This window comes from Pseudomonas sp. Cab53, from assembly GCF_018325965.1.
In the GTDB taxonomy this organism is placed as follows: Bacteria; Pseudomonadota; Gammaproteobacteria; order Pseudomonadales; family Pseudomonadaceae; genus Aquipseudomonas; species Aquipseudomonas chlororaphis_E.
In genome coordinates this window covers 2,816,499-2,835,697 of the sequence record NZ_AP021902.1, presented here as the reverse complement: position 1 = coordinate 2,835,697, position 19,199 = coordinate 2,816,499, and the positions used below count along the sequence as shown (strand labels likewise).

At 63.4% G+C, this 19,199-nt stretch carries 11 protein-coding genes and 1 pseudogene; all 12 read left to right on the top strand.

The window, feature by feature from the left end; translation table 11 throughout:
• Window positions 1-162: 162 nt before the first annotated feature.
• The 12 genes and pseudogenes from KI241_RS12395 to KI241_RS12340 all read left to right on the top strand — a co-directional run bounded on the left by KI241_RS12395 (window position 163) and on the right by KI241_RS12340 (window position 19,054).
• Window positions 163-2,157 carry a methyl-accepting chemotaxis protein gene (locus KI241_RS12395; RefSeq protein WP_047738169.1) on the top strand — a complete coding sequence of 665 codons (1,995 nt, stop codon included), beginning with the start codon at window positions 163-165 and terminating at the stop codon, window positions 2,155-2,157.
• A gap of 237 nt (window positions 2,158-2,394) precedes the next feature.
• Entirely contained in the window at window positions 2,395-2,841 is a 447-nt protein-coding gene (locus tag KI241_RS12390; protein ID WP_042731966.1) for a DUF411 domain-containing protein, read from the top strand.
• Between the two features lie 100 nt (window positions 2,842-2,941).
• Window positions 2,942-3,973 carry an alpha/beta hydrolase gene (locus KI241_RS12385; protein WP_042731967.1) on the top strand — a complete coding sequence of 344 codons (1,032 nt, stop codon included), beginning with the start codon at window positions 2,942-2,944 and terminating at the stop codon, window positions 3,971-3,973.
• A gap of 11 nt (window positions 3,974-3,984) precedes the next feature.
• Entirely contained in the window at window positions 3,985-4,947 is a 963-nt protein-coding gene (locus tag KI241_RS12380; protein WP_047738167.1) for a D-2-hydroxyacid dehydrogenase family protein, read from the top strand.
• A 774-nt stretch (window positions 4,948-5,721) separates the two neighbouring features.
• Window positions 5,722-7,293, top strand: a complete 1,572-nt coding sequence (gene glgA / locus KI241_RS12375) for a glycogen synthase GlgA (protein WP_042730662.1) — start codon at window positions 5,722-5,724, stop codon at window positions 7,291-7,293.
• A gap of 7 nt (window positions 7,294-7,300) precedes the next feature.
• Window positions 7,301-9,103, top strand: coding sequence for a malto-oligosyltrehalose trehalohydrolase (gene treZ, locus KI241_RS12370; RefSeq protein ID WP_212803760.1), 1,803 nt, complete (start codon window positions 7,301-7,303; stop codon window positions 9,101-9,103).
• Entirely contained in the window at window positions 9,100-11,178 is a 2,079-nt protein-coding gene (gene malQ / locus KI241_RS12365) for a 4-alpha-glucanotransferase (RefSeq protein ID WP_123579961.1), read from the top strand. Before treZ ends, malQ begins: the two co-directional genes overlap by 4 nt.
• The gene (locus KI241_RS12360; protein WP_042730659.1) at window positions 11,175-13,961 is read left to right on the top strand and encodes a malto-oligosyltrehalose synthase; all 2,787 of its coding nucleotides are present in this window, start codon (window positions 11,175-11,177) and stop codon (window positions 13,959-13,961) included. Before malQ ends, KI241_RS12360 begins: the two co-directional genes overlap by 4 nt.
• An 18-nt stretch (window positions 13,962-13,979) precedes the next feature.
• Window positions 13,980-14,314: pseudogene (locus KI241_RS12355) on the top strand (DUF2934 domain-containing protein).
• Window positions 14,315-14,529: 215 nt separating this feature from the next.
• Window positions 14,530-16,689 (top strand): glycogen debranching protein GlgX, encoded by a 2,160-nt coding sequence (glgX, locus tag KI241_RS12350; protein WP_042730657.1) that lies wholly within the window; start codon window positions 14,530-14,532, stop codon window positions 16,687-16,689.
• Window positions 16,690-16,943: 254 nt separating this feature from the next.
• A complete protein-coding gene (locus tag KI241_RS12345) occupies window positions 16,944-17,708 on the top strand; it encodes a PIG-L family deacetylase (RefSeq protein WP_042730656.1) in 765 nt (254 codons plus the stop codon).
• A 198-nt stretch (window positions 17,709-17,906) separates the two neighbouring features.
• A protein-coding gene (locus tag KI241_RS12340; RefSeq protein ID WP_144419424.1) for an IS3 family transposase occupies window positions 17,907-19,054 on the top strand; the annotation gives its coding sequence in 2 pieces (ribosomal slippage) (window positions 17,907-18,162 and window positions 18,162-19,054; 1,149 coding nt in all).
• Window positions 19,055-19,199: the final 145 nt, after the last annotated feature.

Sequence of the window (19,199 nt, the reverse complement as noted above, 5' to 3'; positions counted from 1 at the left end):
TACAGGCCAACCCGCCTGTTCGCCTACGGGCGATCACTTGCTGCCAGGGCCCACGACACCGCCGATGCGCGGCATTCAAGCTTGGGCGAGGCGCGCCGATACAAGTTGGTACGTTCATCCCAACTGTTCTTGAAAGACGCCTCCGTGCAAGGAACCACCCCCATGCCCGCATTCCGAACGATTCAGGCTCGCTACACGCTGTTCCTGGTTCTATTCATCCTGGTGCTGTCGATCCTGACGGTCGTGGGCATCAGTTACCTGGTCGCGCCCAAACTGCGCCATACCGAAGAACAGGTGGTCCTCAACCGGATTGGCGAAGTCGCCCAGCAGATCCAGGGCGAATTGAACAAGGTGCAGGCCCAGCAGCGCAGCATCACCCAGACCATTCCACTGCTCGACAGCGACGCCATCGACAAAGTGCTGCCAGGGCTGGTGGACCAGTACGGCGAGCTGAAAGTGTTTGGCGGCGGGATCTGGCCGCTGCCGAACCAGCGCGCCGAGGGGCGCAGCAAGTTCAGTACGTTCTGGCACCGCGATGCCTCCGGCAAGCTGGTGGTCAATACCTTCTGGAACAGTGACGCCGCGCCGAACTACTACGAGCAACCCTGGCACAAGGGCGGTATGGCCACCCCGGCGGGCAAGTGCGCCTGGGCCGCGGCCTACAAGGACGACGCCAGCGCCGAGCCACGCACCAACTGCGCCATGGCCATCCAGAAAAACGGCGTGCCCTATGGCGTGTCGACCATCGACGTGACCCTGGGCTTCTTCAACGAGCTGGTGGCGCGCAAGGAAGCCGACCTGAGCGCCGAGATGCTGATCGTCGAAGGCGACGGCAAAATCATCAGCAACAGTTCGCGCATCAACGGGCCGATCGTCCTGAAGAACATCAGCGAACTGGCCGCCAGCTCGCCCTTCGCCGCCCAGGTCCAGGCCGGCCTGGCCCACCGTGACCAGCCGCTGCAACGGATCGAGTTCGACAACAACGGCGTGGCCAGCACCTTTTTCATGCGCCCCATCGAAGGCTCGCCGTGGTTCCTGGCGACCGCATTGCCGACCCGCCTGATCACCGCTCAGCGCGACGATGTGTTGAACACGCTGAGCCTGCTGCAAATCCCGATGGTGATCCTGCTGGTGCTGATGCAGTTGTACGCGATCCGTCAACTGACCAACCGCATGAAGATCCTCAAGGGCAACATCGACGCCTTGTCCACGGGCGATGCCGACCTGACCCGACGCATCACCATTCGCGCCGAAGATGAACTGGGCGCTATCGGGCATTCGGTCAACGGCTTCATCGCCTACCTGCAGAACATGATTGGCGAAGTCACCCAGGCCACCGGCGCCATGGCCTCCAGCCTTGAGAACCTGCAACGGACCTCGGCCCACACCAGCGAGATCCTGATGCGCCATGCCTCGGAAACCGACCAGACCGTGACCGCCATTACCGAGATGAGCTCCACGGCCGAAAGCGTGGCGCAGAACGCCGCCGAGACCGCCGCGTTCACCCAGCGCGCCAACGAGCACGCCGATCGCTCTCGCGTGGTGGTCGGTGAGGCGTCCAACAGCGTCGTGGCGCTGATCGACGAAGTGTCCAGCGCGACCCGCAAGGTCGAAAGCATGCAGCAGGATGCCCAGCGCATCACCGAGATCCTCGGCGTGATCGGCGCCATTGCCGGGCAGACCAACCTGCTGGCCCTCAACGCCGCCATCGAGGCCGCACGGGCCGGCGAGCAGGGTCGCGGCTTTGCCGTGGTGGCCGACGAGGTCCGCGCCCTCGCCGCCCGTACCCAGGCCAGCACCTCGGAGATCAACGAAATGCTGACTCGGCTGACCCAGGGCGTAAGCTCTTCGGTGCAGGCGATGGAAAACACCCAGGCCAGTTGTCAGTCGGCCGCCGATGCGACTTCCCGAGTTAACTCGGGCCTGGACGAAATGGCCGGTTCCGTCAGCCAGATCAACAGCCTGAGCACCCAGATCGCCACCGCCGCCGAACAGCAAAGCGCGGTGACTGAGGAGATCAACCGCAGCATGGTGCAGATCCGCCACATGGTGGAGGAACTGGTGGAAAGCGGCCTGGCCAGTGAAAACAACACCCGACAACTGCTGGACGCCAACAGCCGGGTGAATGCGATCATGGGTCGATTCAAGGTGCGCTAACGGCTACGGCCATAACCTCCGTGGGAGCCGAGCTTTCGCGATAGCGGTATGTCAGTCGACAATCATGTTGGCTGGCCTGCCGTTATCGCGAGCAAGCTCGGCTCCCACAGGGTATGGCTGACGCCCCCATCCTCAGTCCCACCTGACAATTCTGTCATCTGCGCCTCAGCCCCCTGTCAGCTCTGCCTCGCTACTCTGCTATCCTGCCGCCCAATCGTTCGACATGAGAGCCCCTCCATGGCCAAGCCCCTGCACCTGCTCGCCCTGAGCGCCTTGTTCCTGACCACCCTGGCCCAGGCCGCCGAACCGGTCACCATCGACGTGCACCGCGATGCCAACTGCGGCTGCTGCAAGAAGTGGATTTCGCACCTGCAAGACAACGGTTTCAAGGTCAATGACCATGTCGAAGCCGACATGGCTTCGGTCAAGCAACGCCTGGGCGTGGCGCCCAACCTGCGCTCTTGCCACACCGCCGAGATCAACGGCAAATTCGTCGAGGGTCATGTCCCTGCCGAGCAGGTACTGGCGTTGAGCAAGCGCGATGACTTGCTCGGTGTCGCCGCGCCCGGCATGCCCATGGGTTCGCCCGGCATGGAAATGGACGGCATGAGCGACGCCTACCAAGTGATCGGCCTGAAGAAGGACGGCACGCAAACCGTGGTGGCGGATTACCCTGCCCATTGACGGCGCGCGGTGGAACGTTCGAGCGGTTTGGTTGCCTGTGGTTAATGTCGCCATAATCGGACCGCCCCAGGATCGGCGGCGGTCCCCAAGGAGATTGACCATGTCGCGTTCCACCGCCCGCTGGCTGCCGAGCCTGTTCCTGACTGCCTCGCTGCCCTGGTTCGCCCAGGCCGCCAACCTGTCGCAAGGCCCGGCCTACGGCGCGCAACTGGAAGGCTTCGACTACCCCTACACACTCAAGCACTTCGCCTTCCAGTCCCAGGGCAAAGCCTTGCAGATGGGCTACATGGACGTACCGGCCCAGGGCAAGGTCAATGGCCACACGGTGGTGCTGATGCATGGCAAGAACTTCTGCGCCGCCACCTGGGGCGACTCGATCAAGACCCTCAGCGAGCAAGGCTACCGGGTGATCGCGCCGGACCAGATCGGTTTCTGCACCTCGAGCAAACCCGACCATTACCAGTACAGTTTCCAACAGTTGGCGAGCAACACCCAGGCCCTGCTCAAGACCCTCGGCGTACAGAAAGCCACGGTGCTGGGCCACTCCACCGGCGGCATGCTCGCCACCCGCTATGCCTTGCAGTTTCCCGATCAGGTCGAGCGCCTGGCGCTGGTCAACCCCATTGGCCTGGAGGACTGGAAAGCCCTCGGCGTGCCCTACCGTAGCGTCGACCAGTGGTACCAGCGCGAGCTCAAGCTCAGTGCCGACGGCATCCGCGATTACGAACGCAAGACCTATTACGCAGGGCGCTGGAAGCCTGAGTTCGATCGCTGGGTGGACATGCTCGCCGGCTTGAACAAAGGGCCGGGGCATACGCAAGTGGCGTGGAACTCGGCGCTGATCTACGACATGATCTTCACCCAGCCGGTCTACTACGAGTTCAAGGACCTGCGCGTCCCCACCCTGCTGCTGATCGGCACCGCCGACACCACGGCCATCGGCAGCGACATCGCGCCACCCGCCGTGAAGGCCAGGTTGGGCCGCTATGAGGTACTGGGCAAACAGGTTGCACAGTTGATCCCCCAGTCGACCCTGGTGGAGTTCCCCAACCTGGGGCACGCGCCGCAAATGGAAGAGCCGGAGCGCTTCCACAAGGCCTTGCTCGGCTGGCTGGACAAACCCATTCCCTGACGAGGTGTTCCATGGCGGTGCAAATAGCAGTCATCGACGATTGGCAAGACGTGGCGCGGGACGTGGTCGACTGGTCGCCGTTGGACGCCGTGGGCCACGTGACCTTTGTCCATGACTACCCCGCTGACCGCGACACCCTTGTCGAGCGTTTGCAGTGCTTCGAAGTGATCTGCGTGATGCGCGAGCGCACCACCTTCGATGAAGACCTGTTGCAGCGCCTGCCCCGTCTCAAGCTGTTGCTCACCGGCGGCATGCGCAACGCCGCCCTCGACCTTGAAGCCGCCGCCAGGCTGGGCATCCAGGTGTGTGGCACGCAAAGCTACAAGCACGCCGCGCCCGAACTGACCTGGACGTTGATCATGGCCCTGACCCGGAACCTGGTGCAGGAAGCCAATGCCCTGCGCGCCGGTTTGTGGCAGCAAGGCCTGGGTGGCGACCTGCACGGCAAGACCCTGGGGATCCTCGGCCTGGGCAGCATCGGCACGCGGGTGGCGCAGTTCGGCCAGGTGTTCGGCATGCGGGTGATCGCCTGGAGCCAGAATCTCACGGCCGAACGCGCCGCCGAAGCAGGCGTGACCTATGTGAGCAAGCAAGCGCTGTTCGAGCAGGCCGATATTCTGTCGGTCCACCTGGTGCTCGGCGAACGCAGTCGCGGCCTGGTGGATGCCCAGGCCTTGGGCTGGATGAAACCCTCTGCCTTGCTGGTCAACACCGCCCGCGGGCCGATCGTCGATGAAGCCGCGCTGATCGATGCCCTCCGGCACAAACGCCTGGCCGGCGCCGCCCTCGACGTCTTCGCCCAGGAACCCCTGCCCGCCGACCACCCGTTCCGAACCCTGGACAACGTACTGGCCACCCCGCATGTGGGCTACGTCACGCAACAGAACTACCAGCTCTTCTATTCCCTGATGATCGAAGACCTCCTGGCCTGGGCCGCCGGCCAACCCATCCGCCTACTGACCGCCACCCCCTGACCACACCCGCTCCCACAATTCAATGGCGCATGTCCACAAAACCGGCGCCTGGCCAAGGACCCCTGTGGGAGCGGGCTTGCCCGCGAAGAGGCCGTCCCAGCCAGCATCACCGCCCCAGACAGACCGCTTTCGCGGGCAAGCCCGCTCCCACAATTGAATGGGGCATGTCCACAAAACCCCCACCTGGCAACGATCCTTGTGGGAGCGGGCTTGCCCGCGAAGACGCCATCCCAGCCAACATCACCGCCCCAGCCTGTCGTTCACCAGTAGTTTTTCGACAGCGCACGAGCCATCAAAAAGCTTCCATCGCTCACGCCCCTTAATGGTGCGCGACGCCATCCCATCGCGCGCCGCTATAAAACACGGCATGCCCTCTACACGGTTTTGATTTCAGAAACATGCACTTCGTCGGCGCGTCTTTCGCGCTGTCGTGTAAGACATTGCCGACAAAAAACGTGATTGTCGGACAATTCGACGAAGCGCACCGCAGCGCTCTAGCTTCTGACCTAGACTCGCGAACCGGGGGTAATACCGACCGGTCATCCAGACGAAAAAAAGTCGAAACTTTTCGCAACGGCTACAGGTCAGGGTAATGGAAGGGTAACAGCGGCTGGTGCAGTCCTTGCAACGGCCCTCCCACCTGATTCGCTTCGCCGCATTGGGCAGCGCTTTGCTTACCTTGCGTAGCGCTTGTGCGCCTGGCCGCAGGATTTGGCCAATGTAACAACAGCTCTGGCGCATGCCGGAAACAGATCGAGAAAACAGGAGAGATTTATGATCAGTGCTGCCTTGGAACCACAACAGGTCCGTTCTCAATTACCGCCGGCGGCCGATTCGCCGACGGCTCCGGTGCTCGCCACCGGCGGCAAGGCACTGCTCCCCGTCGTTCGCCACAACCCCAATCGCAAGAAGGTCTTGTTCGTCACGTCGGAAATCGCCGACCTGGTGAAAACCGGCGGGTTGGGCGACGTGTCTTCGGCGCTGCCCCGGGCCATGGCTGGCCTGCATGATGTGCGGGTACTGATTCCCGGCTATCCGCAGGTGATGAACAGCGGCAATCCGATCCACATCATCGGCGAACTGGGCGGCCACGCCGCGCTGCCGCCGTGCAAGATCGGCCGCATGGACATGGCCGACGGCTTGGTGATCTACGTCCTGATTTGCCCCGAGCTGTATGCCCGCGAAGGCTCGCCCTATGGCGCCAACAACGGTCGCGACTGGCCGGACAACCACATTCGCTTCGCCCGCCTGGGCCTGGCGGCCGCCGACATCGCCGCCAACCTCGCCCAGATCCACTGGTGCCCCGACCTGGTCCATGCCCACGATTGGCCGGCTGGACTGGCGCCGGCCTACATGCACTGGCGCGGCCAACGGACCCCCACCCTGTTCACCATTCACAACCTGGCCTACCAGGGCGTGGTGAGCCTGGCGTGCTGCCCGGAGCTGGGCATTCCCGAACACGCCTTGCAACAGGAAGGCATGGAGTTCTACGGCAAGCTGTCGTTCCTCAAGGCGGGCATGGCCTACTCCAGCCACATCACCACCGTCAGCGCCACCTATGCCCAGGAAATCACCACCCCCACCTTCGGTTGCGGGCTCGATGGCTTCCTGGCGGCCAAGACCCAGCAGGGCCTGCTCAGCGGCATCCCCAACGGCATTGACGAAAGCTGGGACGCGGCGACCGACTCGCACCTGTTCCGCCAGTTCGCCATCGGCGACTGGGAAGGCAAGGCCGTCAACGCCGCCCATGTACGCGAGCTGTTCGGCCTGGACGATTGCACCGGGCCGCTGTTCGCCGTGGTCTCGCGCCTGGTGTACCAGAAAGGCCTGGACCTGACCGAGGCGGTCGCCGAGTTTATCGTCGAGTCGGGCGGCCAGATCGCGATCATCGGCCGTGGCGAGCCGGAGGAAGAACAAGCCATGCGCGAACTGGCGCTGCGTTTCCCCGGCCGGATCGGCGTGCGCATCGGCTTCAACGAAACCGATGCGCGGCGGATGTTCGCCGGCAGCGACTTTTTGCTGATGCCGTCGCGCTACGAGCCTTGCGGCCTGAGCCAGATGTACGCGCAGCGCTTCGGCTCGCTGCCGGTGGCACGCAACACCGGCGGGCTGGCGGACACCATCGAGGACGGCGTCACCGGTTTCCTGTTCGACGAGTCCACCGTCGACAGCTACAAGGAGGCCCTGAGCCGGGCCTTCAAGGTCTTCGAATTCCCTGATCTGCTCAATGCCATGCGTTGCCGGGCCATGTCGGCACCTTTCAACTGGAGCAAGGCGGTGGAGCCCTACGCCGAACTCTACGAACAGCTGGTGGCTAAATCACTGGGTAAATCGGCCAGACAATGAGGTAACGATGTCGTCAAGGACGCCTGATACATGGACCCACGGCGCGGTGATGCTCGATAACGAGCACACCCGCTTCGCCCTCTGGGCACCGGATGCTTTTTTTGTCAGTGTCGAATTCGACTCTGGAGATTCAATCCCCCTGCTGCCCCAGGCCGACGGCTGGTTCATGATCCAGACCCGTTGCCCCGCCGGCACCCGCTACCGCTTCAACATCGACGGCGAGCTGGAGGTGCCGGACCCGGCCTCCCGCGCCCAGGCCGGCGATATCGACCGCCACAGCGTGGTGGTCGACCCCCATGCCTACCAATGGCGCCACACCCACTGGTCCGGCCGGCCCTGGTACGACGCCGTCATCTACGAACTGCACGTTGGCGCCCTCGGTGGTTTCGAGGGGGTCGAGCAGCACCTGGCGCGCCTGGCCGGGCTCGGGGTCACCGCCATCGAACTGATGCCGCTGGCGCAGTTTCCCGGCGACCGCAACTGGGGCTACGACGGCGTCCTGCCCTACGCGCCACAAGCCTCCTACGGCACGCCGGAGCAGCTCAAGCACCTGATCGACAGCGCCCATGGCCACGGTCTGGCGGTGATCCTCGACGTGGTCTACAACCACTTCGGTCCCGACGGCAATTACCTGCACCGCTATGCCAAGGGGTTCTTTCGCGAAGACAAACACACGCCTTGGGGCGCGGCGATCGATTTTCGCCGCCGCGAAGTCCGGGACTTCTTCATCGACAACGCGCTCATGTGGTTGCTGGAGTACCGTTTTGACGGCCTGCGCCTCGACGCCGTGCACGCCATCGAAGACCCGGATTTTCTCCAGGAGCTCGCGGCGCGGGTGCGCGAACAAGTGGACCCGACCCGGCACGTCTGGCTGACCGTGGAAAACGAGCACAACCAGGCCAGCCTGCTGGAGCAAGGCTACGATGCCCAGTGGAACGACGACGGCCACAATGCCTTGCACGTGTTACTGACCGGCGAGACCGACGCCTATTACGCCGACTACGCCGAGCAGCCCACCGAACAATTGGCACGCTGCCTGAGCCAGGGTTTCGTCTTCCAGGGCCACATCAACCGCCACGGTGAGCCACGAGGCGAACCCAGCGGGCACCTGCCGCCCAGCGCGTTCGTGCTGTTCCTGCAGAACCACGACCAGATCGGCAACCGCGCCCTCGGTGAGCGCCTGCATCAACTGGCCCCGCCCCAGGCCTTGCAAGCTGCGACGGTCCTGTTGCTGCTCTCGCCGATGATTCCGCTGCTGTTCATGGGCGATGAGGTGATTGCGCCACAGCCTTTCCTGTTCTTCACCAGTCATCACGGCGAACTGGCGCAATTGGTGCGTGAAGGCCGACGCAATGAGTTCAAGGCCTTCAGCGCCTTCGCCGACCCGCAACAGCGCGAGCGGATTCCCGATCCCAACGCGGCCACCACCTTCGAAGCCTCGCGCCCGAACCTGGAGGCCCATGAACCGGAACAACTGGCCCGCGAGACGCTGTATCGCAGCCTGCTGAAGATCCGGCGCGAAGAAATCGTCCCACGCCTGCCCGGCGCCCACGCGCTGGAAACGGACGTGCTCGGCCTGGGCGCCGTCAGTGCCCGCTGGCAGTTGGGCGACGGCAGTGTGCTGCGCATCGACCTCAACCTCAGCGCCGAGCCGGTGGCGCATACCGCCGCCGAGGACCCACGCATTCTTTTCGAACATCCGCCCCACGCCATGGGTCTGTTGCAACAGGGCCACCTTGCGCCCTGCAGCGCGCTGGTCAGCCTGACACAGGCGGCCCCGTTGCCCACCATCACTGGAGAGCGCCCATGAGCGATGCGCAACTGGAAATCCTCGCCGGCCGGGCGGGCCTCGCGGTGGATTGGATCGATGCCAACGGCCGGGCCCAGAAAGTCTCGCCCGCCGTCTTGCGCTCGGTCCTGACGGGCCTCGGCCACCCTGCCGGCAGTGCCCAGGAAATCGACGCCAGCCTGCTGCAATTGCAGCAGGAGCAACAGAACCATCAATTGCCACCGCTGCTCACGGCCGATGTTGGTGTCAGTGTCGACTTGAGTCGTTACTTCGAGGCCGGCACCCCCTGCGAGGTCCGCCAGGAGGATGGCGCCACGCTGAACCTCAAGCTCGACGCCGACGCCAGGCTGCCGGGCATGCTGCCGGTGGGTTACCAGCACGTCAGCATCGACGGGCAGCACTTCACCCTGGCGGTCGCGCCGGCGCGCTGCTACAGCGTCGCCGATGCGGTAAACGATCCAGCGCCACGGACCTGGGGCCTGAGTGCCCAACTGTATGCGCTACGGCGCCCCGGTGACGGCGGTTTCGGTGACACCCAGGCCCTGGAAGACCTGGCACGGGTGGCCGGTGAGCGCGGTGCCGAGGCCATCGCCATCAGTCCGATGCACGCAATGTTCAGCAGCGACACGGGTCGCTACAGCCCTTATTCGCCGTCCAGCCGGTTGTTTCTCAACAGTCTGTACGCGGCGCCAGGCACCATCCTGGGCGAGCGCGCCCTGCGCACCGCCATCGATGCAACGGGCCTTGCCAACCAACTGCAAAAGCTGGAAGACCAACCCCTGGTCGACTGGCCGGTGGCGGCCGAGGCCAAGCAGAAGGTCCTGCGGGCGCTGTACGACGGTTTCAGCCAGGGCGAACACCCCTTGCACGAAGACTTCAGCAGTTTCCGCCACGCCAGCGGCGAGGCCCTGGAAAACCACTGTCGCTTCGAAGCCTTGCAGGCCGAACGCGCCGCCCGCGGCGAAAGCCTCGACTGGCGGCAGTGGCCGGAGGAATGGCGCAACCCGCGCAGCGCCGTGCTGGCGCATTTCGCCGAAGAAAACGCCGATGAAATCGGTTTCTATGCCTTTTGCCAATGGCTGATCGCCCGCTGCCTGGAGCGCGCCCAGAGCGCCGCCAAATCCAGTGGCATGGGCATTGGCCTGATCGCCGACCTCGCGGTGGGGGCCGACGGAGCCGGCAGCCAGGCCTGGAGCCGTCAGGATGAATTGCTCGCCTCGCTGACCGTGGGCGCACCGCCCGACATTCTCAACCGCTCCGGCCAGGGCTGGGGAATCTCGGCGTTCTCCCCCGAAGGGCTGGTGCGCAACGGTTTTCGCGCATTCATCGAGATGCTGCGGGCCAACTTCGCCCACGCCGGTGGCTTGCGCATCGACCACGTCATGGGCCTGCAACGCCTGTGGGTGATCCCCAATGACGCCCCGCCTTCGGACGGCGCCTATCTGTATTACCCGGTGGACGACCTGCTGCGCCTGCTGGCACTCGAATCCCACCGTCACCAGGCCATCGTGCTCGGCGAAGACCTCGGCACCGTGCCGGACGGCCTGCGGGAAAAACTCAGCGCCCGGTCGATCCTGGGCATGCGCGTGCTGTTGTTCGAACAGGACAACACCCACTTCAAGCCGATCCTCGACTGGCCGGACAACGCGCTGGCGACCACCAGCACCCATGACCTGCCGACCCTCAATGGTTGGTGGCACGGGCACGACATCGATTGGAATGCGCGGCTGGACCTGATCGACTCCCACACGGAAATAGACTGGCGCAAGCACCGTGAACGTGAACGCGAAGGCCTGCGCAGCGTGCTGAACCAGGACCCACAGAACTTTCGCGAAGAACACCGCGAGACCGACCAGGTGCTGGACGCCAGCGTGCGCTTTCTCGGCCACACCCGTGCGCCGCTGGTGCTGTTGCCACTCGAAGATGCCCTGGGTATCGAAGAGCAGGCCAACCTGCCCGGCACCATCGATACCCATCCCAATTGGCGCCGCCGCCTGGCCCACGACAGCCAGGCGTTGCTGGATCACCCGGACGCCGCCCGGCGCCTGGAAATACTTGCCTGTGCGCGACTCCAGGCGAACGAGCGTGACCGATGAATCTGCCTACGATCCAACCACTGCGGGCGACCATTCGCCTGCAATTTCATAAAGGCTTCACCCTGGACGATGCCGTCGCGCAGGTGCCGTACTTCGCCGCGCTGGGCATCAGCCATATCTATGCCTCCCCGCTACTCAAGGCCCGTGCCGGCTCCATGCACGGCTACGACGTGGTCGACCCGACCCTGGTAAACCCGGAACTGGGCGGCGAGGACGCCTTGCGACGTCTGGTGGCGACCCTTCGCGAGCACCGGATGGGGCTGATCCTCGACATCGTCTCCAACCACATGGCGGTCGGTGGCAACGACAACCCCTGGTGGCTGGACCTGCTGGAATGGGGACGCCTGAGCCCGTATGGCGAATTCTTCGACATCCAGTGGCACTCTCCCGACCCATTGCTGGAAGGCCAGTTGCTGTTGCCGTTCCTGGGCAGCGACTATGGCGTTGCCTTGCAGGAAGGCACCCTGCAACTGCGCTTCAATGCCGCGCAAGGCAGCTTCTATGTCGAACACTACGAGCACCATTTCCCCATCTGCCCGATGCACTATGGCGAGTTGCTCAAGCCCACCGACGACCTGCCTGGCGAACGGGCCGAAGCCCTCAAGGCGCTGGCCGAACGCTTCACCACGCTGAACTACCAGACCGACGCCCACACCCTCGCCCGCCCGCTACAGGTGCAATTGCGCGAACTGGCGACAGCTCCGGATATCCTCGCCGCCATCGAGGACAACCTGCGCAACTACGATTGCACCCAACCGGAAGGCTTCGAGCGCCTGCACCAACTGCTGGAACGCCAGAGCTACCGGCTCGCCAGCTGGCGCACGGCCGCGGATGACATCAACTGGCGACGGTTTTTCGATGTCAACGAACTGGGTGGGTTGCGGGTCGAGCGCCCGGCCGTGTTCGAAGCGACCCATGCGAAGATCTTCCAGCTGATTAGCGAAGGCCTGGTGGATGGGCTGCGCATCGACCACATCGATGGGCTGGCCGATCCACGGGGCTACAGCCGCAAGCTGCGCCGGCGACTCGATGCCCTGTCCCCGTCGCGGCACCTGCCCATCTTCATCGAGAAGATCCTTGGCGACGGCGAGACCTTGCGTCGGGACTGGAACGTCGACGGCAGCACCGGCTACGAGTTCATGAACCAGATCTCGTTGCTGCAACACGACCCCGCCGGTGCCGAACCGCTTGCCGAGTTCTGGAGCCGCCAGAGCGAGCGACCGGCGCACTTCATCGAGGAAGCCCGGCTGGCCCGCCAGCAGATCCTCAACGGCTCCCTCGCCGGGGACTTCGAAAGCGTCGCCCAGGCCCTGCTGCAAGTGGCGCGGGACGACGTGATGACCCGCGACCTGACCCTGGGCGCGATTCGCCGGGCGTTGCAGGAACTGATCGTGCATTTCCCGGTGTACCGCACCTACATCAGCCCTTTGGGACGCTCGGCCGAAGACGAGGCGTTTTTCAACCAGGCCCTGGAAGGCGCCCGGCAAACCCTCAGCGAAGCCGATTGGCCAGTGCTCGATTGCCTGGCCGGCTGGCTCGGTGGCATGCCCTGGCGCCAACGCCCCCGCGGTCCCCAGCGCAAGCGCCTGCGCCATGCCTGTGTCCGCTTCCAGCAACTGACCTCGCCGGCCGCCGCCAAAGCCGTGGAAGACACCGCGCTGTATCGCTCGGCCGTGCTGTTGTCGCGTAACGATGTGGGCTACAACACCGAACTGTTCAGCGCCCCGCCCCAGGCATTCCACGACGCTTGCCTTGAGCGGCTCGAACATTTCCCCGACAACCTGATGACCACCGCGACCCACGACCACAAGCGTGGCGAAGACACCCGCGCCAGGCTGGCCGTGCTCAGTGAACGCGCCGACTGGTACACCGCCAGCGTGGAGCAATGGCGCATCCTCGCGCCTTCGCTGCACAGCGACCCGGCGGCGCCTTCGGCTGGTGATGAACTGATCCTGTACCAGGCGCTGTTGGGGAGCTGGCCGCTGGACCTGGACATCCAGGACCACAAGGCCCTGGCCGAGTACAACGAACGCCTCTGGCAGTGGCAGCGCAAGGCCCTGCGCGAAGCCAAGCTGCAAAGCAGTTGGGCGGCGGTCAACGACGCCTATGAACAAGCGACCCAGATGTTTCTCGAACGCCTGTTGCTGGGCGATGAAGGGCTGCCGCTGCGCAGTGCCATCGCCGAGGCAGTCCAGGCCATTGCGCCAGCGGGGGCGCTGAACAGCCTGGCGCAAACCTTGCTGCGCATGACCGTGCCCGGCGTGCCGGACTTGTACCAAGGCAACGAGTTCTGGGATTTCAGCCTGGTGGACCCGGACAACCGGCGCCCGGTGGACTTCCAGGCGCGTCGCGAAGGACTACAGGCCGACAGCACGCCGGCGGGGTTGCTGCGCGACTGGCGCAATGGCCGGGTCAAACAGGCGCTCATCGCCAGGACGCTGGCCCTGCGCGCCCAATGCCCGCAGTTGTTCCAGCAAGGCCGCTACCAACCGCTGGAAGTGGTTGGCGAGCAAGCCCGCCGGGTGCTGGCGTTCATGCGCGAGCACGGGCAGCAACGGGCGGTCGTCGTGGTGCCGATCCATGCTGCCCGCTTGCTGGAAAACAGTGCGCAGCCGCAGGTGGCCGCCTCGGACTGGGGCGATACCCGTGTGTCATTACCGTTCGCCACCCAGGAGGGAAAACTGAAGGGACTTTTTTCAAGCACAGCAGTCACACCCCAAGGGGAGCTGATGGTCAGCGCCGCGCTGGGGGATTTCCCGGTCAATGTCTTTATCCAATCTTGAGTTGTCAGGAGCACTGCGATGAGTACCGACGATAAACGTATTCGCGAATTCGCCTACCAGATCTGGGAGTCCGAAGGTAAGCCTACCGGGCACGAAAAACGCCACTGGGAGATGGCGCGCAAACTGGCGGAAGCCGAAGCCCTGGCCCCGAGCAAACCGCCCAAGGCCGCAGGCAAGGCTCCTGCTGCCAAGGCCGACGGCGCCAAGCCTGCCGCCAAACCCGCGGCCAAGCCGGCACCGAAGGCCGCTGCCCCAAGGCCAAGCCCGCCGCCAAACCTGCGGCAGCCAACTCGGCGATTGAAAAACCGGCCGAGAAAAAACCACGGGCGGCCCGTAAGCCTCCGGCGGTGTAATCACAACGCTCACGCAGTGCGCCTGTTGATGTACCACTGTGGCGAGGGAGCCTGCTCTCGCTGGGCTGCTCAGCAGCCCAGGCCCGGGCCGCGTTGCGCCTCGGCGGGGATGAATCTTCCTCGCCCCAGGGGTCGTGCGCCCGGGACGACCCTTGAATCAACGGACCTTGAACCGATCGCTTTGCCGTAACTGTCTGTCTTTTGCAGGAGCAACTATGACCCGTCCAAAAAAAACCACGCCGCCGCCTGTTATCGAGGCTTCGCGGATTCGTGAAGGGCTGCCTTTTCCGCTTGGTGCGACCTGGGATGGCCTCGGGGTCAATTTCGCGCTGTTTTCGGCCAACGCCACCAAAGTCGAGCTGTGCATTTTCGACGATGCCGGCGAAGTCGAACTCGAACGTATCGAGCTGCCGGAGTACACCGACGAGATTTACCACGGCTATCTGCCCGATGCCCACCCTGGCCTGATCTACGGCTATCGGGTCTATGGCCCGTACGACCCGGAGAACGGCCATCGTTTCAACCCCAACAAGCTGCTGATCGACCCGTACGCCAAGCAGTTGGTGGGTGAGCTGAAGTGGTCCGAGGCACTGTTCGGCTACACCATCGGCCACCCTGACGGCGACCTCAGCTTCGATGAGCGCGACAGCGCGCCCTTCGTGCCCAAGTGCAAGGTCATCGACCCGGCGCACACCTGGGGCCACGACCACCGCGTCAGCGTGCCATGGGACAAGACCATCCTGTACGAGACCCACGTGCGCGGCATCAGCATGCGCCATCCCTCGGTGCCGGAGAACCTGCGCGGCACCTTCGCCGGGTTGATGGTCGACGACGTGCTCGAACACATCCGCAAGCTCGGCGTGTCGTCGGTCGAACTGTTGCCGATCCACGGTTTCGTCAACGACCAGCACCTGCTGCACAAGGGCATGACCAACTACTGGGGCTATAACAGCATCGCCTTCTTCGCCCCGGACCCGCGCTACCTGGCCAGCGGCAAGATCGCCGAGTTCAAGGAGATGGTCGCGCACCTGCATGAAGCCAACCTCGAAGTCATCCTCGACGTGGTCTACAACCACACTGCCGAAGGCAACGAACAAGGCCCGACCCTGTCCATGCGCGGCATCGACAACGCCTCGTACTACCGGCTGATGCCTGACGACAAGCGCTACTACATCAACGACTCCGGCACCGGCAACACCCTGGACCTGAGCCACCCGTGCGTCTTGCAGATGGTCACCGACTCCCTGCGCTACTGGGCCACGGAAATGCACGTCGACGGCTTCCGCTTCGACCTGGCCACCATTCTCGGCCGCTACCACGATGGCTTCGATGAGCGCCACAGCTTCCTCGTCGCCTGCCGACAGGACCCGGTGCTGCGCCAGGTGAAGATGATCGCCGAGCCCTGGGACTGCGGCCCCGGTGGCTATCAGGTCGGGGGGTTCCCGCCCGGTTGGATGGAATGGAACGACAAGTTCCGCGACACCGTGCGCGCCTTCTGGAAAGGCGACGACGGCCAACTGGCCGACTTTGCCAGCCGCATGACCGCGTCCGGCGAGATGTTCAACCAGCGGGGCCGACGCCCTTACGCCTCGGTGAACTTCGTCACTGCCCACGACGGTTTTACCCTCAATGACCTGGTGTCGTACAACGACAAGCACAACGAGGCCAACGACGAGAACAACCAGGACGGCAGCAACAACAACCTGTCCTGGAACCATGGCGTCGAAGGGCCGACGGACGATCCGCAGATCAACGCGCTGCGCCATCGGCAGATGCGCAACTTCTTCGCCACGCTGCTGTTTGCCCAGGGCACGCCGATGATCGTCGCCGGGGACGAGTTCGCCCGCACCCAGCACGGCAATAACAATGCTTACTGCCAGGACAGCGAGATCGGTTGGGTCAATTGGGATCTGAGCGAGGACGGCGCGGCGCTGCTCAAATTCGTCAAGCGCTTGATCAAGTTGCGTCTGGCCTACCCGATCCTGCGGCGCGGACGGTTCCTGGTGGGCAATTACAACGAGGACATCGGCGTCAAGGACGTGACCTGGCTGGCACCCGATGGCAACGAAATGACCGTCGAGCAATGGCAGGACAGCCACGGTCGGTGCCTGGGCATGTTGATGGACGGTCGCGCCCAGGAAACCGGGATCCGGCGCAAAGGCGGCGATGCGACGTTGCTGTTGGTGGTCAATGCGCACCACGACATCGTCAACTTCCGCCTGCCTGAAGTGCCTGAAGGCAGTTTCTGGACGTGCCTGGTCGACACCAACCAGCCCACCGTGCGTGGCCAGGAACGGTTCGAGTTCGAGTCCGAATACTCGGTGACTGGGCGCTCGCTGCTGTTGTTCGAGCTGCAACGTGAGGAAGAAGATTAACTATTGGAGTTAAGCCATTGAAAAACGAGGGCCACACAGATGTGGCCTTCTTTTTTATAGGCCCAGTTGAAAGAAAAAAGTACGGTTCAGACACCGATGCCACGCGACGAATCGACCGGCATGGTCAATACTTCGCTTGCGGTAGACTCCAGGATCAGGAGCGCCGCCAATGGCAATCGTGACATGATGCGCCACATCGGGCGGTATGCTCGGTGCAAGGCCGCAGGATTGAATACCACAAGGACGTCTTCCCCATGAAACCCGCCTCTCGCCTTAACAGTCGGCAGCACCCGCAAATATGGAACAGTGCGCCGCAACTGGCCGACATTCCCATTATCAGTACCCAGACCCTGGTGCCTGCCGGCGCCCGCGCCGTGATCCTCGCCCCGCATCCGGGCGATGAGGTCGGGGCCTGTGGCGGCTTGCTCCAGTTGCTGAGCAATCTGGCCCATCCCATGTTGTTGATCTCGGTTTCCGATGGCGACATCGGCCATCCGGGCTCACCGTTGTGGAACGATGAACGCTTGCGCATGCACCGCCCCCATCCCCAGGAAAGCGTCGACGCCCTGCACCGCCTGGGCATTCCCGCCCATGGCCTGCAATGGGTGCGCGGCGGCTTTCCGGAAAAGGCCCTGGCCGAACACGAAGCCGAGCTGACGGCGTTCATCAGCCAACATCTGCGACCCGGCGACGTGGTCTTCAGCACCTGGCGCCTGGACGGTGACAGCGACCATGACACGGTGGGCCGAGCCGGTGCCCAGGCCGCCGAGGCCGTCGGCGCGCTGTTCAACGAACTGCCCGTGTGGGCCTGGCACTGGCCGGTGCGCGAGCAAAAGAAAATCCCCTGGCATCGGGCCCGTAAACTGCGCCTGGACGTCTGGACCACCGCCCGCAAGCGTCACGCCATGTACGCCTACACCAGCCAACTCAACGGCGAACCGGCCAGCGGCATCGCACCCTTGGTACCACGGGTGATCCTCGATCGCATGGGCATGCCGTACGAGATTGTCTTCATCTGAAATCTCAGTTCCTGTGGGCGAGCTTGCTCGCGAAAGCGGTGGGCCCGCCGGTTTCTCTGTTGGATGCGAGGCCGCCTTCGCGGGCAAGCCCGCTCCCACATAGGGCTTTGCATGGCCTGAGGCTCGGGTACAAAGTGAGCTGGTCTAATAGCCCCGGACACCTCAATGGGTGAAACTACACTCATTGAGGAATATTCCATGACTAAGAAGTACAGAAAATTCGACGCCGAGTTCAAGCTGAAGGTCTGCAAGATGGTTGTTGATCAAGGTCTGAGCGTGAACTCGGTTTGTACCGATTTAGGCCTGAGCGATACCGCCGTGCGCCGCTGGGTTCAGCAGTATCAAACCGAGCAGTCGGGCGGTACGGGGATTGGCAAACCATTGACCAGCGACCAGCAGCGTATTCGCCAGCTTGAACAGCAAGTCCGCGAACTGAAGACGGATAATGACATATTAAAAAAAGCTACGGCCTTCTTTGCCCGCGAGTTGAAGTGATCCACCAGTTGGTTCACCAAGTCCAATGCAAGGCCTACCCGGTGGCGCGTATCTGCCGGGTGTTGCGGATCAGTCGTTCGGGGTTTTACGAAGCTCGTCAGCGGCGTTTGAAGCCAAAACCTGTGTGCTCGGTTTCCGCTCAGCTCAAGGCTGCCTTCGTGTCCAATGAACACTGTTATGGCAGCCGTCGTTTGGTGAAAGCGCTGCGTGACACTGGCGTCTCCGTTGGACGGAACAAGGTCCGCCGCCTGATGAAACAACAGGATTTGCGTCCGATTTGGAAGCGCAAGTTCGTTCATACCACTGACAGCAATCACAATTTTCCGGTGGCTGAGAACCTGCTCAATCGCCAGTTCAATCCCGAGCGCATCAACCAGTCGTGGGTCGCTGACATCACCTACATCCGTACCCGCAGCGGCTGGCTGTACCTGGCGGCCGTCATGGACCTGTACTCACGCAAAATCGTGGGCTGGGCCATGGCACCCCACATGCGAGCAGAGTTGGTATGCAGTGCGATGCAACTGGCCATCGCGCAGAGACAACCTGAACCGGGCTTGATCGCTCATTCGGATCGAGGCAGCCAGTATGCCGGTACGGATTACCAGAACTTGCTGACGCGACATGGAATGCGTTGCAGCATGAGTCGCAAGGGCAACTGCTGGGACAATGCGGTCATGGAGCGCTTCTTCTTGAATCTGAAGATGGAGCGTGTTTGGCGCAAGGATTACGCCAACCATGGCGAAGCGATCAAAGACATCACGGACTACATCGTGCGGTTCTATAACGGAAGGCGAATCCATTCATCCTTGGGCTATTTGCCGCCCAATCAGTATGAGCGGCAAGCAGCCTGAAAAACACCGATTGAGGTGTCCGGAAAAAATTGACCACCTCAAAGCAAATCAGGTGTGGGAGCGGGCTTGCTCGCGAAAGCGGTGGGTCCGCCGGCTTCTCTGTTGGATGCAAGGCCGCCTTCGCGGGCAAGCCCGCTCCCACATC